Below are 23,889 nucleotides of genomic sequence, written 5' to 3'. Positions count from 1 at the left end.
TAGCTCCTTTTACTACTATTTTAAACTGAAAAGCGGTCAACATTTATTAAGTTTGCTTTTTGGAATAGTTGTCTAATCCAAAGTTGATTTTTGGAGCCTCTTCAGGATTTTGAGTGAAACGTCTAAGCAAATTCATCCACTAGAAATTCCGCACGGTCCTGCGATAGTTTCCCTACTCTATAATGTCTTCCACGGATAGTCCCATCGGGATTTTTCCCCTCAACAACAAATTTAAAGAGAGTGTTATAGATAGGTTTTCCGTTTTCAAAATCAATAAGTTCGATAATCTCTTTGAAAACCATGTTTACTAATCGTTGAACGGCCTTTTCAGCTGAACGAGCATGTAGTGTCGACCAAACCTTATGTCCCGTATTTGCACCGTTTAACATATCATAAGCAGCTTTATCACGAACCTCACCATAAATCATGTAATCAGGTTTTTGTCTTAATGCTGTTTTCGTTAAAAACGCTAAGTCAAAGTTCCGCTGTATTGGGATTAGGTGTATTTGTAATTCCTTCTGAGAATGCCCTTCACCATCAACTACACTTGATCCAATGATTCCCTCTATTTTATCCCCTAATGTTAAAGCAAGTACAGCCGATGTATTGGCAATCAATCCAATAGGAGATTCGGCATAAATTACCATTACGCACTTTTTATTCATTTGCTAGTTCGCTTTTTCTTTAAATTAATTTTACTTTCTGAAATAAAAAGTCCAGCTAATGTAAGAATGGTCCCAAAGGAAGTCAGATATGTTATTTGTTCATGTAAAACAATGATAGAGGTAACTAATGTAACGATAGGTACTACGTAAATATAGACACTAGTTTTAACAACCCCTAACACTTTAACGGCATAATTCCATGTTATAAAACAAAGAGCAGAAGCACCAAGACCTAAGAATAATATATTGAATAAGGAAACAGGATTTGTAAAACGTTCCAGTTTCAATTGAAAGTTAAACAAAAATAAAGCAGGGAGCATAAATAAAATTCCATAAAAAAACATCCTTCTTGTTGTTTGAATCGTATGATATCCGTAACTACTGATTTTTCTAGTCAATACAGAATAAATAGCCCAAATTAGAGTAGCCAGTACTGCTAATAAATCTCCCAATGGGTTTAGCTGGAAATTGGAAGTTCCGTTAAGGCTGATGAGAGAGATACCCGTAATTGCAATAACAAATCCAATGAAAAAATTGATCCGTAATGGCTCCTCTTTTAAAAACAGATATGACAGAATAACTGTAAAAAATGGGACAATGGAACTTATTATTCCTACATTAGAAGCCATTGTAAAAGTTAGGGCAATGTTTTCTATAAGGTAATACAAAGTGACACCACATAAGCCAGCACATGCAAAAGTGAGTTCATGTTTTTTATTAGTTACTTTTAGCCGGTATGGGTATACAACTATTAACACCATAAAACCTATTACAAAACGAAAAAATAGGATATCGATAGGAGAAAAGTTATTTAATAAAGTTTTTGTAGAAACAAATGTTATACCCCAAATCAAAATGGTGATTAGTGCTGATAAATGACCAGCAGTATTTTTGTTTTTCATTCTCTAATCCTTTCCTGTAGTTAATTATTTAACATGTTCAATAAAAATATTTTGGTATTGTCCAGGTGTCAGTCCGATAAACTCCATGAAGAAATGGCTAAAATGGCTTTGATCTACAAAACCGCTTTTTAGGGCGGCGTCTAGCGGCTTTACTCCTTGTTCCAATAGTTTTTTTGCTTCATTGATACGTATTGTTTGCAGATACCGATACGGGGTAATTCCTCGAAATCGAGTAAATGAACGCAACAAAGAATATTTATTCATATTTGAAATTCTTGCTAAATCATCTAAGGAAATACGCTCTTTATAATGTTCTTCCAGATAATCACATATATTTCTGATTTTTTGTTCGTTCGTTCCATCTTCTTTTTCTTTGGGTGTCTTGGCATATTCCTCAATTAATTGTTCAATAAGGAAATAAAACGTTTCTTCCTTCTTAAAATTGGATGATTTGTTCATAATCATCTGATGAAGATTATGCAATAAAATCGTATGTTCACTTCGATAAGCTACTGGATTCGTGAAATGAGGAAGATAATCTTTTCCGTCAATCTCTTTTGTCACTTTTCGCATAACTTCAGGCTTAATATTCAAACAACGATAATGTAAAGTTTTGTTGTCAATCTGTTCACAAGCATGGTTATCTAGAGGATTAAAAAATATTAGATCACCTTTACCTATAACATACTCTTTGTTTTTGCAAGATAATCGTCTTTGACCACTTTCTATATACCCAATTACATAATATTCATGGAAGTGATTTGGGAATTTTTGCATGATTCCGTGAAAATGATAGGCTTCAATTTGTAAATCATGATCAAAGCAAACTGTTCTTTCTTCCTGTATCATATGAACACCTCTTTTCACTATTATGAAAGTAAGTGTAGCATATATTTTTCAACTTCTATTGTATGATATTGACTAAATAAAATTGGCATAACGATTATAAAGACTGACGCCTTAACAATTATTATTTTAATAAGAAGTATCATCGAAACACCTATAGCAGTTTTTGGAATCTTTGTAATGAATGTTTTAGTTTTTCTTTGTGGGGTCTGAGCACATTGTTATCTAGCTAGGAGTAACCAATATTCCTAAAACATAAAATGCGCTTCTAGGAAGGATAGCGCATTTGACAAAGGAACTTCAGTGTTGTCTATTTTCAAGTACCATTGGGCTTTCTAAACAAGAACGTAAGTATCGAGCACAATATCTAACAGTTGAGCAATTTTTACAGCGGATCGTACCCCAACTTCTAAGTCAAAAATTAGCTACATCTGGTCAGGTCATCCTCCTTTAACGTTACAGCGTTGATTGACTTCCTGAGAAATTGATAAGATAGGAGTGTGTTTACGTTATATGTATCTACAAAATTTTCAGCATTCGCTCCCCCAGTAAACTTGGAGGTCTCCATAGCAAAAGAGACAATATCACCCGTTGATGCAATCTGATGATCAATAATCAGCTCGCCTGAAAAAGCTTCTGGACCGATATTCTTTCCTTCTTTGGATTGTTGGTTCATCTCGTCTTCGATATTACTTTTGTATTTCATTGCATTCCCCAGAAGACGAATGTTTAACTCTGTTTCAAAATGCTTGTCCTTGAGCCCATATACAAGGGGAATCCTCAAATCAATACGTAACAAATTATTCTCTGACCTTATATTTTTGGAATCTATTGTTACACTATCTACTTTCTTTACCTGATTTGCAGGAGTTGAAATGGAATTAGGAGTTAAGGATACTGCATACGCAACTCCTATGCTACTTGTTATAATTCCCAAAAGTGTTCCTACTATAATTACTCGATTTTTTTTCAACTCTTTGCCATTCCTCTCGTAAATTTTCTTCTTATATCTTTAAATATAAAGATTCACAACAAGAAAGTATTTACAAAAGTATTACAAAAAATATTGGACACATACATCATGTAAGACTCCGTCCTTCTTGCACGTAACCAATCCGTCAGGCTTCTACACTAGCCACATTCTTAACAGGTATCCACCAGAAATCCTTCATCGTTTTTTTACATAATTTGTTTAAATGTTGGGGAGAAAATCTCCATGAATCTGTATCAGTATATTTTTTGTCCGTCAAGAAACCAATATCCTGTAGTCGATTTCTTACCATTTTTTGTACAGTTGTATCAAAATTCATTTTCAAACACTCCTTTCAATCTACCTCGGGTAAATGAGGTCAAGGTATAGGTATTGGGATACTAAATGGATATTTCCTAAAATATCAATGTTAAGTTCGAATCTATCCATTTTTCTGAACGGTTTGTTGCAAGTGATGCAAAGGCGGAAAGCACCTATCAATAAACAAGAACCACAACACGATGATTAGCCGTATTGTGGTTACATTCTATATCGTCTCTTATTTTTTTGTTGTTGAAAAATTATTTTTTATTGGTTGGGTATAATCCCAACTTATCAATTTAATATTGTATTTAGTAAGTAATTCATCTGCAGGTATAATACCATCCATGGTGCTTCCATCCTCATATTTTTCGAAATATCTTGCATTAGGAAAACCATGTATATACGTTACTCCTTCATTCATATCATCCATATAATATTGAGCAGGACCCGGATCATAATATATTTCTTTCGAATCATCAATCTTCAACAACAATAGTTGTTGTTTTCCGCTGGCTAAATGCTTCTTCCATTCCCGATATTTACCCTGTCCCTCGTTAATTCCAATACCATCATATTCACATAGTAAAGTATCTTGAATAACACTCTGTTTCCCTTTAATTTCATATTCCAAACGAAATGGAAATTCACCTTCCATTTACGGTATTTCCCATGCCCTTCATCTAAAGGAATATCCTTTGCAAAGAGTATTGGATGTTTTGTCGGTTAAGTTCTTACAATGAACTTATAGGAGATGAGTACGGATGAATGAAAACAGCTTATTTGCTGTGACTTCCAAAATAGTCAAGGCCACCAAGGAGATTAAGCATTGTATTCAAAATGTTTCACATACTTCAATAACATTTGGTATTGTTGATCAAGGGCATATTCATCTGTTCCAATTGGGGATTTAAAGAAAAGTGATAGATGTTCCATTATTCCTGTCTTCCCCTTCTGAAGTGCATGATCCATAAACCGGGAAAGGTCAATTATAAGGGGAGCAGCTAAAATAGAATCAATGCCTAGCCAATTGATTTTCATTGTCATCCTCTCACCTAACCACCCTTCAAAGTCAACCGTATCCCATGCTTCTTTTCTATCTCCTCGAACAGGAAAGTAATCAATCCTAACTTTATGATCAAAATGACTGTACCCTAATATACGTTCTAATCCAATGGACTTTGAATCAATCTTTGTTGAAGAATGCCTCGGATGATCCAAAATTGCACCATCCTGATTCCCTAGGATATTCGTGCTGTACCAACCAACAATATTCAACCCTCGCTGTTTGAACATTTTCCCTAAAACATGTTTATATAAAGTCTGTCCTGTCCTTCCATCTTTCCCTGCTGTCGGGACACCCTGAGTTTCTGCAAGCTTTTGCAGCGCCGGTATCTCAGATGTCACACTCGGCGTAAAGTTCACATAAGCACATTTTGCCTTCATTGCTGCATAAGCATAAAGCATACCTGGTCGAATATCCGGTGAATTTTCCTTTAACCCGGTCTCAAATGCTTTTAATGATTGATATAATGAATGAGTTTTTGTTTTTTCTTCTGTTGAAGCGGTGTTTATCACAACAATTCTCTCAAGATCATATTTTTTCCTAAATGCCTCGATGTCTTCTTGGATCTTATCCACTGCACTCTCTAAAGTCTCAGGCTCTCCTTTCAATTTATATACTCCTTTGACAAAATCATTCACATTAGCCAGTGGCGCTTGCCAAACAGGAACATCATTGAGATTCATTTCAATCTTCTGCAAAATAGGTTCCTGAATGATGCCATGTCTTTTTACCGCTTCTATCAATGAATCTTTTTGTATATCCCATCCACCAAAAGCAATCTGGTCAAGCGGAGTTAGCTGCAGCGTCTCAAATTCCTTCTCTGAAGAAATAACTCCCCTTAATGGGGCTAGATTTTGATTGACTGCAAAGAGTCCGGAAATCGTTGTTGTTGCAACTGCCCCTAGCATCCCCACAAATAACACACCCGTTTGATATGTCACTTTTTCACCTCTTCTTTTTTTCTGGAAAGTTGTAACAATAAGTCATGGACTTCGGTCGCTTCTAATGTTTCTGGAAGTTCAAAATCTTTCCCTGTTACTACAAGTGATACATAGTCACCTTCGTCCTTTGGCGGTAAACCGTGAGATCCTTTGATTCGCTCCGGTTCTAGTGGGATTTGGAATGTTTTTGGATTTACAAACAGCTCAACTGGATCATAACCGGGCTTCCTATGAATATCCACATTGTATGCAAATTCTGGTGCCTGTTCGTTGTTTAGCCACCAGTAGTACACAAACCAACTGTCGGGTTCTGCAATTGCAACTAACTGACCCGAAAGCTTATGATCAATCTTATGAGCTCGTTTCTCCTCTTCTCCCCATACCTCGGCTATACCTGGGATTTTTTCGAGAATTGCTTTAACTGCCCCAATATCATGTGGGTCTTGAATATACACGTGGGCCAATTGATGGTCTGCTAAAGTAAAGGCTCTCGACATCTCTAAATCGAGAAAATCCATATTTTCAACATGCTTGATAGCCACATAGCCCTCTTTATTCAGCGTTTGATTGATAAGGATAGGTCTATTAACTGACTTAAAGTTATATTCTGACAAAATAACAAGACGTGTGTGCTCCCTCAATCCGCGCTCTTCCAGTTGCCCGATAAAGTTTCCAATCAAATTATCAATTTCTTTAATCGATCTCCTTGCTGCTTCACTTTCAGGTCCGAACCTTTGCGCGTTATAATCGATATTGGGTAAATATACAAGTGATAATCTTGGTTTGTATTCTTCTAAAACATCTATTGCTGCATCTAAGATCCATTCACTGGACTTGACAGAAGAGAGTGGACCCCAGAAATATTTCAGATCAAATTCCCCATATTTCTCCCTCAATTTCCCGTATAAGTCCCTCGGCTTCGAATCACACCACAAAATCATTTTTTTATCGAGATGGATAGGGGCAGGTGTAACTACATAGTCCGCTGTGCTCAGCTTGCTGAACTGCCAAAATAGCACTGCCGTTTCAGCTGTCGGGTCTTCTTTCTTCAGCTTCTCCCAGATTTTTTCGCCTTGAATTGGAACCATCGTCTGATTCCACATTGTAATCTCTTTAGTATCCAAATTGGGGAGTCCGTTACAAATAACTCCATGTTCAGCTGGCGGAATTCCAGTGATATAAGTAGCCTGTATTGATCCAGTTACAGCGGGAAATACAGGCTTAATTCTTGCGTGTTGCCCACTTTCTAATAATTTTCGAATATTCGGAGTTAATTCAGCATCGTTCAGATGTTCTGTTGTTAAACTGATAATATCTAATACAACCACGTTTTTTTTCTCCAAAGATACCATCCTTTCATCTATGTGACCGGAAAGATACGAGACATGATATAACTCAGAATTAGGAAAGAGGATACGGAAAAAAAAGCTGGCCATCCTCCGAACGAAGCGGCAACCGCCCCATCCAATAATGGAAGACCTAGTATACATGTTCCGACAGCCTTTCTAATGTTAGGTGATGTCGGCTTTGCTAGTGCCGGTATAATTCCTGAAAAAGTCCATAACAAAAAAAAGATTACTGCAATAACTGTTGCTCCCCATGTACGGTCGAATTGCAAGAACAGAATAACAATAGCACACGTTAAAACCGCCCCTGCCATCATTCTTACTCGATTCGGATGAATGCCGTTTCCAACCTCGCCTTTGGACATCACAGTAACAGTGAAAATATATAAAAATCCTAATCCCGCTATCCACCAAAATTGCGCTAATTTATCTGGTGCCACACTCAACCCTAATAACAAATTGACTCCTCTACAAATTCCCATTGTCAACGGTCCAAAAACGTCATGATGCTTTGAATAGCGATTATAAATGAATACTAAAACAATGAGAATGCACGCAATCAAAAAACTTATTTTGGACACAAAGCTTACAGATACAATACCAGCCGTAAGGAGTACAAGACCAAAACGGAGCGCTGAACGAAGTGAGATACGGCCAGATGTCAAGGGTCTCTCAGGCCGCTCTTTTTTATCTATTTCAAAATCAAAAAAGTCATTTAAAATAATTCCTGTCGCATATATACATGCACTTGCAAATATGAGAAGGATAATCTGAATGAAGTGACTCTGATCCAAAACTACCCCTGCAATCCAAATACCTGCCAATATATCTGCCATAGCTGTAAAGGTATTCGGGAATCGTATGAGCTCAAAATAGGTGCGAATCTTTCTCATAGGCTGTTAAGGATACTTTTCACATAGTCATAAGATTCTTTGGCAGCCTGTATCGCCTGACTTTCATAGGGGTATAATTCAATGGTAACAAAACCATCATAACCCGTTTTCTTTATAGATTGTAAAACTTCTAGAATAGGAATAGCACCATGCCCTGGTATGAGATGTTCGTGAACACGGTCCCCGGCAATATCCTCCAGATGATAATGCTTTGTATAGGGTAGCAACTTATGAACTAATGTAGCCGGATCCTCTCCGACACAAAAGAAATGTCCTATGTCAAAATTTAATCCAATCGCCTGGGAAGGAACAGCTTTCTTGAATTCAATAAATTGATCAGATGTTTCAATCAGTAAGTCCGGCTCCGGTTCAACAAGAATTGTCACACCAGATTTTTCGGCATGGTCAGCCAATTCCTCCATTGCCGAAATAAAAACTTTATTTGCCCATTCTCTTCCTACATTGATGAGTGGTCCCCCGGGTTCGGTAGACAATGTCTTTGCACCAAGTTTTTGAGCCAAGTCAATGCAGTTATGTGTATGTTCTATACGCTGTCTTCTTTCTACTTCATCTGCCTCAACAAAAGACGGGTGCCAATTATCTTTTATTCCATACAGCATGAACGCATTCAAATTTGATATAGTCATGTTTCGTCGCTTCAACCTGTCTTTAATCATTTCTAACTTCTCATTGGTCACTTCAGGTGGAAAAGCATGCGGGATATCTAGTAAGATTTCTATTCCTTCATATCCGATTTCAGCCAATAAGTCGATTGTTTTTAACAGGTCATATCTTTTAAATCCATTACTGCTATATGCGAGTTTCATGATCTTTTCACCCCTTATGAATCTAGTTTCAATTTTCCGGATTGCTCATAAAAACGGACCGGATTATTCCAAACTAGCTCTTGAATGATATTTTCCGCATACCCTTTCTTTCGAATCTCAAGCGCAGTTTTTACTACATTAAGGGGATTAGACGGGCCCCAGTCTGCTGCCGTATTGATCATGACCTTATTTGTGCTGTAATGTTCGATTATTTCGATTGCTTCGCCAGTTGAAACTTTCGTCGGATAAATTGTCATCCCGCTCCAGCCGCCATATTCGACGGAAAGATCAATAGTATCTGAATTATTATGATCTATTAATACCCTGTCAGGTTCAAGCCCTTCTTCCCTTAGGATTTCTATCGTTCTTCTTGTTCCCTCCCGCTTATTTTGGTGAGGAGTATGTACCATAACCAACATATGGAGATTCTTAGCCAATTTCAGTTGTCTGCGCATCACGTCTTCTTCCTCTACAGTGATTCTATCAAATCCAATCTCCCCAATCCCAAGACACCGCTCATGTTGCAAGTACTCGGACAGTCCATCGATTACTTGATAGGCAATATCAAGGTTATTTGCTTCTTTTGGATTCATAGCTAAACAACAATAATGATCGATTCCATATTGCTTAGCACGCTGCGGCTCAAAGGTAAGCAAATGTTGGAAGTAATCAAAATAGGTCTCAGGATATCGGCGTTCACTTCCAAGCCAAAATGCTGGTTCCACAACAGCGCGTACACCAGCCAGACTCATATTTTCATAATCATCTGTTGTGCGAGAGTAACAATGGATGTGCGGATCAAAATATTTCATAGGTTTTCTCCCCTCATAAATGGCTATTCTTAAAGTATGGTGTAAGGTATTCGATAGACTCCTTTGCTGCCATAACCGGATTGTCACTGTAGGTATATAATTCTACTGTAATGAATCCTGTATATTCGATTTGCTTTACATGATTAAACAATTGATTAAAGTCAATGTTTCCCTTACCAGGTATAAGATGATAGTGTTTGTGATCTGCAATATCTTCTAAATGGATATTCCAAATTCGTGACGTTAGACTTGATAACAGAGTAGGAATATCTTCTCCTATTACGTCTGCATGCCCGAGATCTAGGTTTGCTCCCAGCCTATTTGACCCTACTATTTCAATCAGTTCATTTAATTCCTTGCCGTTTTCTATTAGAAGACCAGGTTCGTATTCAATCCCTACGTTGATTTCACGTCGTTCCGCATAGTCCATAATTTCCATTAATGAGTTTATCAGGTGGTTAATTGCCTGATTTGGTGGGTTTTCAGAAAGACACCTACCACTTGTAATACTGATGTTTTTTGCATTTACTTTTGCAGCTAAATCTATTAATTGCTTCGTGTATCTAATTCTCTGATTTCTCACCTCTTCTCTCGCGTTACATAGGGACGGCTCAAATGTAGGTTCTCCAGTAGAATGTGAAAAAAATCCGGCTGCCGTATTTCCGTTTATATTTGATATCTCGAGATCATATTGTTCTATTTTTTTTTGCACATCACTTACCCAAGGGGCAGTATGCAAAGGTGGGAAAGCATGAGGAACATCCGCTAGAATTTCCACACCCTTATACCCCAAACGTCCAATCTCTGAAATAGATTCGGGCAATGTGTATCTAGTAAATGCATTTGTACTAAATGCCAGCTTCATCTAGTCCCCTCCTTCTTTTGAAATATATGTGGCATTACAACGCTTATTTGTTCAAAAGGATTTCACTCAACTGTTAAGCAATGCCCGACATAATCCATTCATGAGTATTCTACAAAGTTCCGCGAAGAGCCGGCAGTAAAGAAAACTCAATATAAATATTATTGCAATAACCTTTGAATCCATAGTTGTATCAACAGTAGGGCCTAGCACGGGAAAAAGGAATAAAATACAGAATCACCATAATACCCGTAAGTAGACATATTGATGAAAAAGAACAACCACAATTCTCCTCTTCAATTGTAAAAAGGCCACACCATCGCTATACCTAATAAACCTGTTGTAAAGGGAAAGATGATTAGTTCACTCGGCTGAATGATAAATAAAAGGAAAATTGTAAGGATATAAGAGAGGATTCCTTGGGGGTAGAAAGCAAGTAACTAAAAAGATTGGTAATGTGGCTAGAAAACTAATCAGATAGCCTATACCAAGCATAAAGCCCCTGCTGATTGAAACCATAGTGGCAAATGTACTCAGTAAGGCTGTAATAACCAACTTGGCTGCAAGAGACATCTTTTTCAAATGAACATAGTCTCCATCTATCTCTATCATCGATTGATACCAATAACGAACAAACCGTTTTATTAAAACAACCTCCTAAAAATATCCAACTAGTCACTTTCTATACTATTCATTCCCTTGTAATTTTATGCGGTATTGCCAACGTTATAGATTGATGGGAAATGCTAATAAGATGCTGGAATCCTTTTTTCATGACCATTCCTGCTCCTTTATTCTGCTAGTTGGACAAAACTTTAGAACAAAAAATTATTTATCCGGTGTTTCAAGTGAGCAAGTATGGACAGGCGCATTCTCTCCCTTTGGTGTTCCTTCTTATTTTTCATTTTAAGGAACAAAGAATTCCATAAGTTGATGGGCATAGGGTTTGCAAGGTATTGTTGAACAAACCTTATTTCAAAGCTACAATTAGCCCTATTTTGAAATTTTCTCCTTTTTTGGATTTATCGTCACAAATGTAGTAAATGTACGATAAATACGCCAACCGTCGAATTCTATAGTTACAAATCATGGAACAATTTCAAAAATAGTACCTTGGTTAAAATCAGTCACCTTCATAGAGCCATAAACCCCTAAATATAATCTGGTTTGATCCAGATTCCTTCCCAAACTAACATAATAAGCTGATTGAGATCCAAAATTATAATCGGTTTCAATAACACTAAAATCATTTAGTTTACCATCTGTACTTGCCCTAGTATAAGCTAAAACCCCTCTAACCAGAGGTCGAGATTGTTCCTTCTGGGCAAGATCGGTAAACACAACGCTTCCCGTTAAATTTGGGATTCCATTCCCCATATATGGCTGGACTCCTGTAAGTGCAGTTCCTCCAAACTTATCGGGTCGGGGATCTTTATGAAAATAACTAGTTAAAGGCTGAAGACGCCTCACTGAAGTTTTGACTGTTTCATTGTAATAAGCCATTGTTTTCTCATCCAAAGTCGAATTCTCAGAACAGCCCCTTATAAACGAAGTAGGAAAATCACCTTCCCACCCTCGCCAACCAAAGTTAATAAATCCTTCTTGGTCAGGATTAGATCTCATTAAAGAAGCTTGAATAAGCTGAGTAACCGATATTGGTTTATAATGAACGAATGAAAAAATCGACTCTACCAAATCCTGTCCGACATTTCCCACATATTTGATATACTGATTATAAAACCTTTGAAATGAAATGCCTGTTATATTGCGAACTCCTTTAGCAATTACCGTAAGCGTTTCCTGAATAGATGAGGGAAGTTCATTAAAGCGCGTGACTACGGGTGGATTATTGATAAATGTATTCTTAACTACATCAATTTCAATTATTTTACCAGCTATCTCCATATCATCCTGACTTAAATTAAATGGATCATAGCCTGATCCACCATCTCCAGTTGTTAAAACAAGTTTTCCTGTTTCAGGTGAAAAGTTTAAGCTATTAACACCGTTATGATTAAAAAATGGTCTTCTTATATTAAGTAATGTCCGTCGCTTTTGAGGTTGACCATTCGATTGTAAAATCCATTCTTCAACTGTATCTATATGATCATATTGAGTTTCTCTATTTATCCATCTTAGGTTTAAAGTTTTGGGATCACACGGATTAGGCTTAAAAGATTCAGAAAGAGCCCCTGGCCCCTGTGTCCCCGCTACTGAATAATGAAGATAAAACAAACCGTTATAATAAAATTCTGGATGAAACGCTAGCCCTAGCAATCCCCGTTCGTCATATCCAATACCAGAAACACCTTGTTCAGACTTACCTAATTTTATAATTCGCGGGCGAATATCTAAAAAAGTCCTTATAACTCCGTTTCCTATGTAAAAGATCTCTCCTACTTGGGTTGCAATAAATAATCTTTCAATTGAGTCACCTGGAAGTAAAGTTGTTTTCAAAACGGTGGGTAAATTTATCTTACTTACAATGGGTCGTAAACTAACCTTTACTTTTATCACCTAACTTTACACCCCTTTTTATTGTTTTCTATTATAAGAATATGATTAGAACTGTTCTATTAGTATTAAATTAGGGCCAGGGAGTTGGGGAATTTTCCGTTTAATATTGGTCCGTTTTTGGTACGTTCTATGCGGATATTGAAATGGAAATTTAAAATTATTTAAATTACTCAATGCATTTGTAGGTCAAATTTCTGTTCATTTGTTTTGTAAGGAGTTTTTACTGTATGGATTTTAGTACATTACTGAAAGTAAAAGGGAATTTACTTAATAATATTATGAATTAATTATTTAAAGTAACGGAGGCTTGGTAGTATCTTGCTTGTCTCCAATATTGTAGGCGATGATCTCGCCATTGTATGGATAAGTACAACATTTTTCCGCCGTAAGGCAGGTAAGTAATGTCTGTGACCAGCTTCTGTAGCGGATGATTCGCCTGAAAATCCCGTTTCAAAAGATGATCCGCAACCTGTATCGGTTGTCCGATTCTCTTTCGCTTTTTTTACTTTGACTCGACATTGCAATCCTTCTTCTCTCATAATTCGTTGCACCCGCTTATGGTTAATTTGCATCACTCGTCGCAAAAGTGCAGTGATTTTACGGTATCCATAACGAAAGCGATGTTCCTGACACAAATCTTCGGATATGGACAACCAAAGGATTCACCAACCTGTACGTCTACTTGTTTTCTCCATCGATAGTACGTAGAGCGAGGAATCCGAGACATTGGCATGCTAATTGCGTTGATACTTCTCCCTTTATCTCGTTCATCCATTGAACTACTACTTCTGGTAACACCTCCTTTCCCATACGTGTACTGTTTACCTACATGCTGCTCAAAACGATGTGTCTCGCCATTTCTGTACCATCGCATCCATAGGGTAACTCACTCTCATTGCCAAAGAAAAAACACCTCCAGGTTACTTCCATATCTTACGACATGGTTGCATTCTCTTGAAGGTGTTTTGATTTGTCTCACGTTATGGGGTCAGTCCCCCCTCAACCTTGAGGTCTGAAAAGGGGGCTTTATTCTTAAACAACTTAAAGAAATTGCCTTCAAGGTTTTTTATGGCTTCAATTTCAGTAATCTTTTTCATATCAATCCTCCAAAAACTCGATTTTCCGAACCCCACTTATTCAGCAGAACCTACTACCGTATCGAAACTCCCCTTATTCCATACCGAAAAGTTATGAATTATGCGCCCAAATCATTAGGCACTTTTTTGGGAAAAGAAAAGACCTTAGGGTAGCTCTCTTAAGGTCTACATCAAAGTATTGAAAATTGCTTCGATTATACATGTTCTTTTGTGATGGTGAGATGTAAAAGCTTTTGTCATGTAACCGTTTTGGTATTAAACAAGTTCTTTACCAAGCTTAAATGGAACAAGATCATAAGAGAACCTCACCAAAATGCACGATCTCAATCTTCACTTTTGCTTGTTATACTTTGAAGCCACAAAAAATTGGCCAATTAAGGTTTAGACACAAAAGAAAATTTATAGAAAAATACGATCTATTTTTTCTCTATCATAATCCAAAATCCATTCATGAAAACTTGTATAAAGTTCTTTTAATGTTTCCTTCTTCGTTCAATTTTCGTTTCTCCTTCTAGTCTTAAAGGGATATCTTTTGATTCAATTTTCCAAACTACTGCTTGTAATACCTCTTTGCTCTTTTTTGCTTGTTTTACAAAGTCTAAAGGATCATTCGTCCAAAAAATATGTTGTTCACTCATAAAAAATATCCTCCTCTAACATTTATAGTTTTATGATTTTACATCTTGAAAAACAAAAAGAGCACACAAGAATAATCTTGTGTGCTCTTGGTTTTTCCAATTGAGCATTACTGTTGGTAATTATATGTTTGTAATTAGTATAAGTTATTAAAACAACAAAGACAATACGATCTATGAAATTTCTAGACTGAAATTCCTTTCATAATATAAAGAAATCTTCTTTATGCCATTTTGATTTTCCATTAATCTAGAGAAATATAGATGAGAATAATCTAGTAAATAGTCTACATTGAAGAAATCTTAATTAACATTTTTACTCTGTTATATTGAGAAGTTTCAAACTCTCTATTGAATAATAAGTTGCTTGTAAAGAAGCATTTCCACCTTTTTGAAAAGTGTATCCCCCACTTGGTACTCCAAGAATAAATATATAATTAGCAATAGATTCTTTGTTAGTAGGTTCAATATCTAATTCCTTAAGAATTTGCAAGTAGAAATATGTTTCTATACGGCGAGTGTTTCAACCCCGTCATTCCCAGAGGAACCAAAAAACCCAAGAAGCTGCCTTCTTGCGTTCCCATCTGCGAAGCTGGCCTTGCCATGAACCAGGACGGAAAAATTACTCATCAAATCCCACCCGCCAGAAATTCTACTACCCCTTCAAACTATCCAAAACTGCTTACTCCCCCTGTGATCATCCAAGCTGGTACAATGGCAGGAATCATCCCGGCTGCACCAAATATGTTACCATCCTCGATGATTACCGCCTTTCTATTGACCGACAGAGCATACACTTCAAATCTATCTATGCTCTGCGCACCGAATGCGAACGTTACAACTTCCGCTTCAAATCCACCGGGCAGCAGCTGTTTTGGGTTCGCAACCAATTCAGCGCCCAGAATCTCAATTCTATTGCCCATATTTCTCTGTTGGCCATCGCTTTGGCCGCTGTTCTCACTCACACAGATTCCTCTTACCGCTGCACAAAATCCCTTATGCGCATCGCTTCATTAATGTCCCTTTATATTTCTGCTCTTGACTGCTTGCGGTCTGTTTGCTTTACCTTTTGTGGGAATCCCTCATCGCTGTTCCATACTTTTCTTGCCCAACGCTCCCTTTGTTTTGCGTTTTGCTCATCTCTAAATGGGGTACTTTTCGTGATGCTTACCTTTTTTACATTTCTAAAATCTATTGAATACACATGAAAATGTGAGGGAAATGTGATGGAAAAAAGTAGCGACGCGTACTATGATAACAATTAAAATTTAACGAGGGAGCTACATATATGAAAAATATAAAAAAGGAAAAACGAAAAAAAATAGTAACAATTTTACTTGTAAGTCTATTTGCCTTTTCTGGTTGGGTATATTGGGGAAACACTGCCATTCAAACAACAAAAATTAACATCAACAGTGAAAAAATCCCGGAATCCTTTGATGGATTTACCATTGTGCAGGTATCTGATTTGCACAATGCAGAGTTTGGAAACAATCAAAGCACACTGCTTAATGCAATCAAAGCTGTATCCCCAGACTTCATTGCCGTTACCGGAGATTTGATTGATTCAAATCATACGGATGTTGCGAAGGCGATGGAATTCATCAATGGAGCTATTGAAATTGCCCCGGTGTATTACGTTACAGGCAACCATGAAGCACGGTCTGATCAGTATGCTAAGTTGAAACAGCAAATACTTGAAGCTGGCGTTATCATGTTAGAGGATGAAGGCACTACAATCAAACGCGAGGGAGCTTCCATCCGGTTGTTTGGGCTTAATGATCCAAACTTCACGGCAACTGATGATGCATACGAAAGCGTAGCCATGGTTGATACGAAATTAAAAGCTAGGCTGAGTAAGAACAATGAATACACGATTCTGTTGTCACACAGGCCGGAATTGTTCGACATCTATGCGGAAAACAGTATTGATCTGGTTTTAAGCGGTCACGCTCATGGCGGGCAGGTTCGCTTGCCCTTTATCGGAGGGCTTGTAGCGCCGAATCAGGGCTTCTTTCCTAAATATTCTGAAGGCGTGCATGAAAAAGAGCAAACTAAAATGATTGTCAGCCGAGGCTTAGGTAACAGCATTATCCCTGTGCGAATCAACAATCGACCGGAATTGGTTGTTATTACGCTTGATCATAAGCAGATATAACTACAATTCACTGAGCAGGCCAACTCTCTTTAACGAGTTGACCTGCTCCATTCATCACATTCTTCCTTGCTGATTATTTCATCTGTTGAATCTGTGATGTTCAAATTCCCTAAAGACCTCCAGATGACTTTCAACATTGTCATAGTTATGTTGCTCAGAATATGAATTAATCATTGCTAAGTATGCCTCTAGCTTTTAGCTCTGTATTATTTTCTTCTAAAGGAACCCCAGCCTCACATAGTTCAATACATTCAAAGTATTTCTTAATGTTATGAGCATGTAGTGACATTCTGAAGTAAAACGTTTTTCTCGTCGTCAGATAGAAAATCAATTTAATGTAAACCTTCTTCTCCTACTAAAACAATTCCTCCAACCGTTTTAAGTCCTCTCTCTCGATAAGGTACTTTTGATATAGTCCCTTGGCTATATATTTGGTGATGTGAAAGTTAAACTTTCAGCCATGTTAAGATATATCCACCAATAACAACTGTTTTCCATAAATAGAAAAAGCCGCCGTAAATGGCGACTATACTTTAACAAGGTTGTGTATTCCTTGATATCTCAGGGCTCAGATACTGAATCTAGGATTGCCAGTCCTTAAAGTTATACAAGCGGTTGACCTTTGAAAGGATTAATAACCAGGATCATCGGACCAACCGGGGTCACTTGTAATACATGTGTATTGAATCGACCAATCAGGCTCTGCCATAAGTATGTCCTCACTTAGATGATATCTGGGATCATCACGCCAACTTGAATCAAAAACCCATTCAGGTTTTGTCATAAGTACCCTCTCCTTGACTAACTTCTATAGAATTCCATTAATTCTAGATGATCTGATGTAACTTTCTCATTAAACGGTATTAATATTTGAGCGCTTTGATTAGGAGGAATCATTAATCTTTGAACTGATATATGTTTGCTCCTAATGATCGCATATAGAGCTTCTTTATCCCCTATCTTGGATAACAATAAAGCTGGTTACACCTTAGCGAAGTGAATACCGGCTTTATTGCTGTTCAAAATACCTTAGCGTAGGAAAAAATCGGCTTTTTACATATGCAAACGTCCTAGCAGTAGGATTTCTTTTCGCATCGGTCATGCTTTTTCCATACTTTCTATAATCAAAATCACTGCATTTTTTTCTATTCCTCTTGAAAAAGACAAGGAGTAGGAACAACCATCCTTTATCCAAGTGGCGAGGTTGATAAGCGAGTTACTTCCCTTGAGTGTTACCTCAATATCGCCAATTTTTTCAACATCGTTTTCTTCATAGGATGTATAGTTACCACTGATATCCTCTGCTCCCTTTGCTACTCTATATGTGATTTTTTTACTACCGTCAGAATAAATAATTTGTGCTAGTTTTCCTGAAATAACGGAAGAGTTATCCAATTTATATCCAGTTGGGAGTTTTCCCGGTACAAACAGTTCAAAGGGAACAGCGTTTTTAAGCTCGTCAATCCCTTTCATATTCTCAATCGGGCTAGTAACGAAAACCCGATTCGTTCCCGTTTGGGCGCCCATTCCCTTCTCATTATCTGCATGTGGAGATGTTTGAATCTGTTTATTGTCCCCGTTGTTATTTATCAATGATGGATAAATGGCCATAGCACCAAGTACAACGGCACAACAGGCAGCAATAGTGCTCGCTGGCCTGATCCATTTGAGATACTGTTGTTTTTTTATCACGGTACTCGCTTCTCTTTTCCTTGACACATTACTTAGAATTCTTTCCTCCATTTGAGGAGTAACTTCGATTTTTTCCATTGCGGAACGATATTTATTCTTCAAAATCATATGCTCCTTTCAGGTTTTTTTTGAGCATATCTCTTGCCCTATACAGAAGGGAACGTACCGTAGATTCTTTCTTTTGGAGAAGACAAGATATTTCAAATGTGGAATAACCCTCGTAATAATAGAGGTGGACGACTTCGCGGTACTTTACCGGCAGGGTATGAACTGCTTCCAACACCTCTGATTCTTTTTCTGTCATACTTTCTATTTGAAGATTTTCGGGAATTGCAATGGTTTTAAACCATGAAGATTTTAGTTTATTTTTACATAGGTTGATAGCGACGCGCATCAGCCAAGCTTTTTCATGTTCAGGACTGGAAAAAGCAGGCTTATTCCTCATCAAACTGAGCAAAGTATCCTGCAGAACATCCTCTGCATCAGAAAGATTATGTAAATACGAATAAGATAATCTTACTATCGTATTGCCGTAGAATTTCAATGCGTGTGCGACTGTCTCATCCGTACACAATGAAACATCGGGCACCTTGCTTACACTCCTTTCGCCTACAAGTATAAAATCTATGGAATCTAAGAAAGGAGCAAAGAGAAACACCCTAAGCTCCTTTCTCATTAGATAAACTTATTATTTGATCCCGTCAATGATTGTTGATAGTGTTTTCTCATTGACAGGTACGTCAAAGGATAGAGAGAAGCTTGTTCCGTCCTTTGTCCATGTAGCAAGATTGATACTGTCATCTTTACCTTTTACAGTAATTTGGGTATTTCCAACAGGAATCGTTTTAACTTTATCATAAACATTATAATCACCGCTGATATCAGCATTTCCCTTGGCAGTGCGGTATGTAATTTGATTGTCACCATTCAAATAGGAAATTTTGGCCATATTGTTACTTATCACGATAATCTCTTTCATTTGATAACCATCAGGCAGGGTTTCAGGTACCGCGAACGTAAATCCTACCGCTTTTTGAGCTTCATCCAACGTGCTGTAGTTTACCAAAGGGTTGGGTAGTCCGATGGAAGCTGGTTTTTTCGGTTTCATCGAGTCGTTTGATATGTTGATAACACGATCTTTTATACTAACACAATTCAGATCAGTCAATAATACCTTGTAGAGGTCAACAGGCACATAAATTGATCCTTCAATGATTGCCGGAGCCACACCCAAGCTTAGAGGTGCTGTCATTCCGATCGCTTTGCTGCTGTATGCAAAATAGGTAGCATTACCCATGCTTAAATCGGTTTGCATGGTACCATTATCCATATGGATGGTTTGCTTCTGTTCATCCAACGTCAAGGTGAATCCAAGTGCTTCTGACGTAATTTTGAGCGGAACCATAATTTGGTCTTCTATTACAACAATTTTTTCAGTTCCAAGCCCCACCGTCTTGTTGTTGATTGTAAGAGTATACTGCGCTACAGGAGATATCTGCGTCACTACAGAAGTGTGTTTCGGAGAGAATACATTGCTTGGCTCAGCGGCAAAAGCAGGAACTGACATCATTGTTGCAGCACATAAACCGACAAGTATTTTTTTCATTTTTAAAACAGTCCTTTCTTTGTATGAATTGTTTTGAATGTGAACTTCTATCCTAAATACAAATGAGCAGTGAAAAATGTTGCAAGCTTAAAAAAATTATTTAGAGCTTTAATTATGAACTCAACTTTCGCATCATAAAATTCGGTGCAACCTCTGGAGACTCATGGGAAATAACGCGAAAATTCCGCGATTGATAAAGCCCCCCCCTTTCTTGTTTGATATCATGGAAGTGACGAGCAACCATGCAAAAAAAAAACGGGTTGTACCCCTATGCTTCAAACATCAATATTAGAAGAAATATTTTTGAAATACCTCCTACATTAAAAAACACATAAGAAAAAGATCTTATGTGTTACGTGGTATTTCCACTTTTAGTCTTTTAAATTCAGGACTATCGAAAAAGAAAAACGGTTTACAATAACGATCCCCGCGTTCCCATTCAAGGTTATCGCTTGCCAGCTCGAATCGGATTAGATCCGGATTATAATGAAAGCACGATACAGCATATTAATGAATTTCTGCTAACATCATTTGTATTTGAAATGACATATACTTATGATAGCCTACGATTGTCAAAATTCAATGTGTAGTCCCTATTCAAAGGGTCAGATTAGCACACAACCAGAAGCATTAATAGAAAGATAGTTCAATAGATATTTATGATGTAAAATTTATCTAATATACTATTTAGGGGAGGAATATTTTATGGAATACGAATTAAAAGAGCTAATTAAAAAGTGTGACCTTGCAATAAAGCAAGAAGATTTTGATACATTGATGAATTACTATACAGATGATGCAATTTTAGTTGTAAAACCTGGAATGATTGCACGAGGCAAAGAGGAAATCAAAAAAGCATTTATTGCAATTGCAAAATACTTTAATAACAGTATTGTACCAACACAAGGGGAAATGATTATTTTAGAAGCAGGAGATACCGCTTTAGTTTTATCCCAAACGCTACTTGATGCTGATAAAGAGGATTCGGAATATTCAATAGATAGAAGGGCAACATATGTGTTTAAGAAAAATCGACAAGGCGAATGGCTTTGTGCAATTGATAACTCATATGGTACAGAATTAATTAATAAAGAGACTTTAAAAGGATTGTGAAATTTTGAACTTAAACTATCTGCAAGAATAAGGGAAACCTTTGATAAATAGGTTTCCTTAATTATTTATATAAATTTCAATAGTAAAGTTTAACAGAGCCATTTTATTAATAAGTACCTTTACTACTTCTTTCGTTTATTCCTATCCATGCCACTAGAAAAGTAATTTAATCCTAGAGCATCATGCCGGGTACCTTACAAAATCTAACGCTTATTTCCCATCCAAATGATGGTTTCCTGGTTGTGAGTTTATATTGGTTCCATCTGAGGGATCAGTATAGTTCATTCGTTTATCAACTACGATATCAATACCATTTACTTGATCTTTAATTCTTTGGAATCCCTCAAAATCCACCAAAACATAGTGGTAAATTGGTATCCCTGATAAATCTTGTAAAGTCTTTTTCAATAAATCAGATCCCGTAGTTGTGATATCTTTTTTCTTGTTCCCCTTAATACGGGCAATTTCTACTCTATCATAACAGAGTTAACTTTATAGAACACTCATATCCTGTATTTTTACCTTTGTATCACGTGGGATAGAGACCATTGTGATTTTCTTATCTTTAGGATTAAGGACTATAACCATAATGACATCTGTATTCAAGCTACTCCCCTTCTTTCTAGTGCCCTTTCCTACAATGACAATAGAAATTGGTTTTGCAAATTGTAGCAGTATCTGTAAGAGGTAACAGACGCTCCTACTAATCATACTTGTTTCAATCTTGAGTGTACCCTTGCAGTCATTGGTGTTCTAGTAAGCATGTCAATCGCAAATGCTACTGCGGTTGGAATCAAAATCGAAGCAGCAACTATTCCACCAATTAATCGTTTTCTCATGTTACTTTGCTCCTTTTTTGTTGCAAATATTGAGAATAGGATCGTTCTATTCGTTTGGAAATGGCTGGAGGACACTCCATCGTTTCTGCTTCTTTGTGTCGATGTTCACGGATTTTTCGTTCAATAGTCATTGATCTTTTCCATCCTTTCCGTGGGGAGATCCCTTAAGTTTTTTCGAAGCGTCTGGAGGCCAGCATAATATCTGGACTTGACTGTACCCAACGGAATATCGAGCAAAGTCGCAATTTCTACAAGAGTATAGTCGTGAAAAAAGCGGAAAATAACACTGTCCGCTGTTTGTCGGTTAGTTTTCGTATTGACTGCGATATCTCCTGGTTCATCCCATCCATCAACGTAGTACGTTGATCCCAATAAGACTCTTCCCGAGTGAAGATACGGATGCGTTCAAAAATTTGGAATTTCCTCCAACTCTTGATCCGAAATCTCTGCACTTGATGGATTACCAAGCCGTGTAGCCAGAATTGGAAAGGACGGTTCGTATCGTAGTTAGCAAGTGAGGTCCACATTTCATATAGATCTCATTCATGACATCTTCCCGATCCTGCTGATGATCCACCAGAAAGGAGACTGTCCGGTAGACGTCCTGATAGTGGCATCATACATCGTATGAAACGCCTGTTGATCACCGGCCCTCCTGAGTAAGTAGCTTACACACTATATTGTCTCTCTATCGCAAACAGCTAAGTGCAAGAGGTTATCGGTGAATTAAGTGAAGAACTTGATTGGCGCATATTATGAATGCAGAAGCAGAGAAAATACAGTTTACTCTAGATACTTTGGATACAGATACACACCCTTGTAGACGCAGCTAAAGAAAAGCCACTGCAACAGGCTTTTTTTGCTGGTAGGAATTCGGAAATAGAAGAAGAAGCTCCTACGTGTTTCTTGCGAAATTCTGCAAAACACGCTAGTGATGTGATATATAAGGGTGAAAAATATATATGCGTGGAGGAGCGAAATATCACCAAAAAAAGTCCTATACATAAATTAACTTAACTAAATTTACTTGGTGGGAGATGAATTTCTATGCAAGAACCTACACAGCTACTGAATCAACAACCGTTTATCGGGTGCTATCCTTCGTTGATCTCTTCAGAAGCTTGTCAATCCTTGATTAATTTAGCACGTGGCCAGTTAACACCGGCAACCGTGGTCGGTCAATCCGGGTTAGAAGTTTCTCATGTAAGGATTTCAGAATTGGCTTGGTTTTGCCATAATTACAATGAAGTTGTACAAAGCATATGTAAGCAAATCGCAGAAATTGTTGAGCAACCAATTCACTACGCGGAAAAATTACAAGTTGCTCATTATGGAGCAGGCGGGAAATTTGAGGCTCATTTGGATTGTTATGATTCGCAAGAAGCAAACAAACCATTTCTCGAGCATTCAGGTCAACGGTTATATACTGCGATCCTTTATTTGAATGATGTTGTGTCTGGAGGAGAAACATATTTTCCGAATTTAAAAATCGAAGTTTCTCCTACAACGGGAACGTTATTAGTTTTTGAAAACTGCCAACCAGATACATCCATTCCTGACCTACGATCGTTACATGGATCAAAAATTTTACAGAGTGGGGAAAAGTGGATTGGTACACTTTGGTTTTGTGAGCGACCACAATATCAAGTATAAACCTTTCTTATATTAAATCTAGAAGTGAGAGTATTCTTGCGTTATGTTAAAACTAAGAAAAGACGATCGCTTTAAACTAGTTCCATAGACTAGACACTTAGAAAAAAGGTGTTTAGTCTGTGGAGAGT

At 37.3% G+C, this 23,889-nt stretch carries 22 protein-coding genes and 5 pseudogenes; 4 read left to right on the top strand and 23 right to left on the bottom strand.

The window, feature by feature from the left end; genetic code table 11:
• Positions 1 to 122: 122 nt before the first annotated feature.
• The 17 genes and pseudogenes from BRLA_RS22785 to BRLA_RS23980 form a co-directional block, all read right to left on the bottom strand.
• Complete coding sequence (locus BRLA_RS22785) at positions 123 to 665, bottom strand: ATPase, T2SS/T4P/T4SS family (protein ID WP_003337543.1); 543 nt, start codon at positions 663 to 665, stop codon at positions 123 to 125.
• Positions 662 to 1,567, bottom strand: coding sequence for a DMT family transporter (locus tag BRLA_RS11280; RefSeq protein ID WP_003337542.1), 906 nt, complete (start codon positions 1,565 to 1,567; stop codon positions 662 to 664). Before BRLA_RS11280 ends, BRLA_RS22785 begins: the two co-directional genes overlap by 4 nt.
• A gap of 24 nt (positions 1,568 to 1,591) precedes the next feature.
• The gene (locus tag BRLA_RS11275; RefSeq protein ID WP_003337541.1) at positions 1,592 to 2,416 is read right to left on the bottom strand and encodes an AraC family ligand binding domain-containing protein; all 825 of its coding nucleotides are present in this window, start codon (positions 2,414 to 2,416) and stop codon (positions 1,592 to 1,594) included.
• A gap of 418 nt (positions 2,417 to 2,834) precedes the next feature.
• Positions 2,835 to 3,386: a PdaC/SigV domain-containing protein gene (locus BRLA_RS11270; RefSeq protein ID WP_003337539.1), complete on the bottom strand. Its 552-nt coding sequence runs from the start codon at positions 3,384 to 3,386 to the stop codon at positions 2,835 to 2,837.
• A gap of 145 nt (positions 3,387 to 3,531) precedes the next feature.
• The gene (locus BRLA_RS11265) at positions 3,532 to 3,723 is read right to left on the bottom strand and encodes a hypothetical protein (RefSeq protein ID WP_003337538.1); all 192 of its coding nucleotides are present in this window, start codon (positions 3,721 to 3,723) and stop codon (positions 3,532 to 3,534) included.
• Between the two features lie 219 nt (positions 3,724 to 3,942).
• Positions 3,943 to 4,362, bottom strand: coding sequence for a hypothetical protein (locus BRLA_RS11260; protein ID WP_003337537.1), 420 nt, complete (start codon positions 4,360 to 4,362; stop codon positions 3,943 to 3,945).
• A gap of 164 nt (positions 4,363 to 4,526) precedes the next feature.
• Complete coding sequence (locus BRLA_RS11255; protein ID WP_003337536.1) at positions 4,527 to 5,711, bottom strand: inositol-3-phosphate synthase; 1,185 nt, start codon at positions 5,709 to 5,711, stop codon at positions 4,527 to 4,529.
• Positions 5,708 to 7,039 (bottom strand): alkaline phosphatase family protein, encoded by a 1,332-nt coding sequence (locus BRLA_RS11250; protein WP_041752569.1) that lies wholly within the window; start codon positions 7,037 to 7,039, stop codon positions 5,708 to 5,710. The genes BRLA_RS11255 and BRLA_RS11250 overlap by 4 nt, the downstream gene beginning before the upstream one ends.
• Before the next feature lie 32 nt (positions 7,040 to 7,071).
• On the bottom strand, positions 7,072 to 7,950 hold the full coding sequence (gene eboC, locus BRLA_RS11245) for a UbiA-like protein EboC (protein ID WP_041752134.1): 879 nt from the start codon (positions 7,948 to 7,950) through the stop codon (positions 7,072 to 7,074).
• Positions 7,947 to 8,777: a sugar phosphate isomerase/epimerase family protein gene (locus tag BRLA_RS11240; protein WP_003337532.1), complete on the bottom strand. Its 831-nt coding sequence runs from the start codon at positions 8,775 to 8,777 to the stop codon at positions 7,947 to 7,949. Before BRLA_RS11240 ends, eboC begins: the two co-directional genes overlap by 4 nt.
• A 14-nt stretch (positions 8,778 to 8,791) precedes the next feature.
• Positions 8,792 to 9,589, bottom strand: coding sequence for a TatD family hydrolase (locus BRLA_RS11235; RefSeq protein ID WP_003337531.1), 798 nt, complete (start codon positions 9,587 to 9,589; stop codon positions 8,792 to 8,794).
• A 13-nt stretch (positions 9,590 to 9,602) separates the two neighbouring features.
• Positions 9,603 to 10,454 carry a sugar phosphate isomerase/epimerase family protein gene (locus tag BRLA_RS11230; RefSeq protein WP_003337530.1) on the bottom strand — a complete coding sequence of 284 codons (852 nt, stop codon included), beginning with the start codon at positions 10,452 to 10,454 and terminating at the stop codon, positions 9,603 to 9,605.
• Positions 10,455 to 10,520: 66 nt separating this feature from the next.
• A pseudogene (locus BRLA_RS24635) lies at positions 10,521 to 11,096 on the bottom strand (hypothetical protein).
• Positions 11,097 to 11,537: 441 nt separating this feature from the next.
• Entirely contained in the window at positions 11,538 to 12,968 is a 1,431-nt protein-coding gene (locus BRLA_RS11225; protein WP_003337527.1) for a PQQ-dependent sugar dehydrogenase, read from the bottom strand.
• A gap of 287 nt (positions 12,969 to 13,255) precedes the next feature.
• Positions 13,256 to 13,621, bottom strand: a complete 366-nt coding sequence (locus BRLA_RS23210) for an IS3 family transposase (RefSeq protein ID WP_158332770.1) — start codon at positions 13,619 to 13,621, stop codon at positions 13,256 to 13,258.
• 917 nt (positions 13,622 to 14,538) lie between these two features.
• Positions 14,539 to 14,703 (bottom strand): hypothetical protein, encoded by a 165-nt coding sequence (locus tag BRLA_RS23705; protein ID WP_003337522.1) that lies wholly within the window; start codon positions 14,701 to 14,703, stop codon positions 14,539 to 14,541.
• A gap of 665 nt (positions 14,704 to 15,368) precedes the next feature.
• Complete coding sequence (locus BRLA_RS23980; RefSeq protein ID WP_041752131.1) at positions 15,369 to 15,665, bottom strand: hypothetical protein; 297 nt, start codon at positions 15,663 to 15,665, stop codon at positions 15,369 to 15,371.
• Between the two features lie 323 nt (positions 15,666 to 15,988).
• On the opposite strand from BRLA_RS23980, the gene BRLA_RS11210 reads away from it, so the two are divergent.
• Entirely contained in the window at positions 15,989 to 16,858 is an 870-nt protein-coding gene (locus BRLA_RS11210) for a metallophosphoesterase (RefSeq protein ID WP_041752129.1), read from the top strand.
• A 1,098-nt stretch (positions 16,859 to 17,956) separates the two neighbouring features.
• Here BRLA_RS11210 and BRLA_RS11205 read toward each other — a convergent pair.
• The 3 genes from BRLA_RS11205 to BRLA_RS11195 all read right to left on the bottom strand — a co-directional run bounded on the left by BRLA_RS11205 (position 17,957) and on the right by BRLA_RS11195 (position 20,156).
• The gene (locus tag BRLA_RS11205; protein WP_041752127.1) at positions 17,957 to 18,658 is read right to left on the bottom strand and encodes a DUF4367 domain-containing protein; all 702 of its coding nucleotides are present in this window, start codon (positions 18,656 to 18,658) and stop codon (positions 17,957 to 17,959) included.
• Positions 18,642 to 19,139, bottom strand: a complete 498-nt coding sequence (locus BRLA_RS11200; RefSeq protein ID WP_035318087.1) for a sigma-70 family RNA polymerase sigma factor — start codon at positions 19,137 to 19,139, stop codon at positions 18,642 to 18,644. Before BRLA_RS11200 ends, BRLA_RS11205 begins: the two co-directional genes overlap by 17 nt.
• 99 nt (positions 19,140 to 19,238) lie before the next feature.
• Positions 19,239 to 20,156 carry a stalk domain-containing protein gene (locus BRLA_RS11195; protein WP_003337515.1) on the bottom strand — a complete coding sequence of 306 codons (918 nt, stop codon included), beginning with the start codon at positions 20,154 to 20,156 and terminating at the stop codon, positions 19,239 to 19,241.
• Positions 20,157 to 20,626: 470 nt separating this feature from the next.
• Between BRLA_RS11195 and BRLA_RS25270 the strand changes: the two are divergent.
• A pseudogene (locus BRLA_RS25270) lies at positions 20,627 to 20,746 on the top strand (IS1595 family transposase); the annotation flags it as partial.
• A 115-nt stretch (positions 20,747 to 20,861) separates the two neighbouring features.
• Positions 20,862 to 21,269: a YybH family protein gene (locus BRLA_RS11190; RefSeq protein WP_003337514.1), complete on the top strand. Its 408-nt coding sequence runs from the start codon at positions 20,862 to 20,864 to the stop codon at positions 21,267 to 21,269.
• A 210-nt stretch (positions 21,270 to 21,479) separates the two neighbouring features.
• On the opposite strand, the pseudogene BRLA_RS24625 reads toward BRLA_RS11190, so the two are convergent.
• The 3 pseudogenes from BRLA_RS24625 to BRLA_RS11175 all read right to left on the bottom strand — a co-directional run.
• Positions 21,480 to 21,980: pseudogene (locus tag BRLA_RS24625) on the bottom strand (LCP family protein).
• Positions 21,981 to 22,006: 26 nt separating this feature from the next.
• Positions 22,007 to 22,239: pseudogene (locus BRLA_RS24620) on the bottom strand (hypothetical protein); the annotation flags it as partial.
• Positions 22,229 to 22,756: pseudogene (locus BRLA_RS11175) on the bottom strand (sigma-70 family RNA polymerase sigma factor); the annotation flags it as partial. The pseudogenes BRLA_RS11175 and BRLA_RS24620, both read right to left, overlap by 11 nt.
• 399 nt (positions 22,757 to 23,155) lie before the next feature.
• Between BRLA_RS11175 and BRLA_RS11170 the strand changes: the two are divergent.
• Complete coding sequence (locus BRLA_RS11170; RefSeq protein WP_003337505.1) at positions 23,156 to 23,761, top strand: prolyl hydroxylase family protein; 606 nt, start codon at positions 23,156 to 23,158, stop codon at positions 23,759 to 23,761.
• Positions 23,762 to 23,889 lie beyond the last annotated feature (128 nt).

Source organism: Brevibacillus laterosporus LMG 15441, assembly GCF_000219535.2.
GTDB lineage: Bacteria > Bacillota > Bacilli > Brevibacillales > Brevibacillaceae > Brevibacillus_B > Brevibacillus_B halotolerans.
Note: the sequence above shows the minus strand (reverse complement) of the source record. Positions and strands in the feature narration are given on the sequence as shown.

Excerpts from the sequence above, each read along its gene's own strand:
- BRLA_RS22785 (WP_003337543.1), bottom strand. The coding sequence starts at position 665 with ATGAATAAAAAGTGCGTAATGGTAATTTATGCCGAATCTCCTATTGGA.
- BRLA_RS11280 (WP_003337542.1), bottom strand. The coding sequence starts at position 1,567 with ATGAAAAACAAAAATACTGCTGGTCATTTATCAGCACTAATCACCATT.
- BRLA_RS11275 (WP_003337541.1), bottom strand. The coding sequence starts at position 2,416 with ATGATACAGGAAGAAAGAACAGTTTGCTTTGATCATGATTTACAAATT.
- BRLA_RS11265 (WP_003337538.1), bottom strand. The coding sequence starts at position 3,723 with ATGAATTTTGATACAACTGTACAAAAAATGGTAAGAAATCGACTACAG.
- BRLA_RS11260 (WP_003337537.1), bottom strand. The coding sequence starts at position 4,362 with ATGGAAGGTGAATTTCCATTTCGTTTGGAATATGAAATTAAAGGGAAA.
- eboC (WP_041752134.1), bottom strand. The coding sequence starts at position 7,950 with ATGAGAAAGATTCGCACCTATTTTGAGCTCATACGATTCCCGAATACC.
- BRLA_RS11240 (WP_003337532.1), bottom strand. The coding sequence starts at position 8,777 with ATGAAACTCGCATATAGCAGTAATGGATTTAAAAGATATGACCTGTTA.
- BRLA_RS11235 (WP_003337531.1), bottom strand. The coding sequence starts at position 9,589 with ATGAAATATTTTGATCCGCACATCCATTGTTACTCTCGCACAACAGAT.
- BRLA_RS11230 (WP_003337530.1), bottom strand. The coding sequence starts at position 10,454 with ATGAAGCTGGCATTTAGTACAAATGCATTTACTAGATACACATTGCCC.
- BRLA_RS23705 (WP_003337522.1), bottom strand. The coding sequence starts at position 14,703 with ATGAGTGAACAACATATTTTTTGGACGAATGATCCTTTAGACTTTGTA.
- BRLA_RS11210 (WP_041752129.1), top strand. The coding sequence starts at position 15,989 with ATGAAAAATATAAAAAAGGAAAAACGAAAAAAAATAGTAACAATTTTA.
- BRLA_RS11205 (WP_041752127.1), bottom strand. The coding sequence starts at position 18,658 with ATGATTTTGAAGAATAAATATCGTTCCGCAATGGAAAAAATCGAAGTT.
- BRLA_RS11195 (WP_003337515.1), bottom strand. The coding sequence starts at position 20,156 with ATGAAAAAAATACTTGTCGGTTTATGTGCTGCAACAATGATGTCAGTT.
- BRLA_RS11190 (WP_003337514.1), top strand. The coding sequence starts at position 20,862 with ATGGAATACGAATTAAAAGAGCTAATTAAAAAGTGTGACCTTGCAATA.
- BRLA_RS11170 (WP_003337505.1), top strand. The coding sequence starts at position 23,156 with ATGCAAGAACCTACACAGCTACTGAATCAACAACCGTTTATCGGGTGC.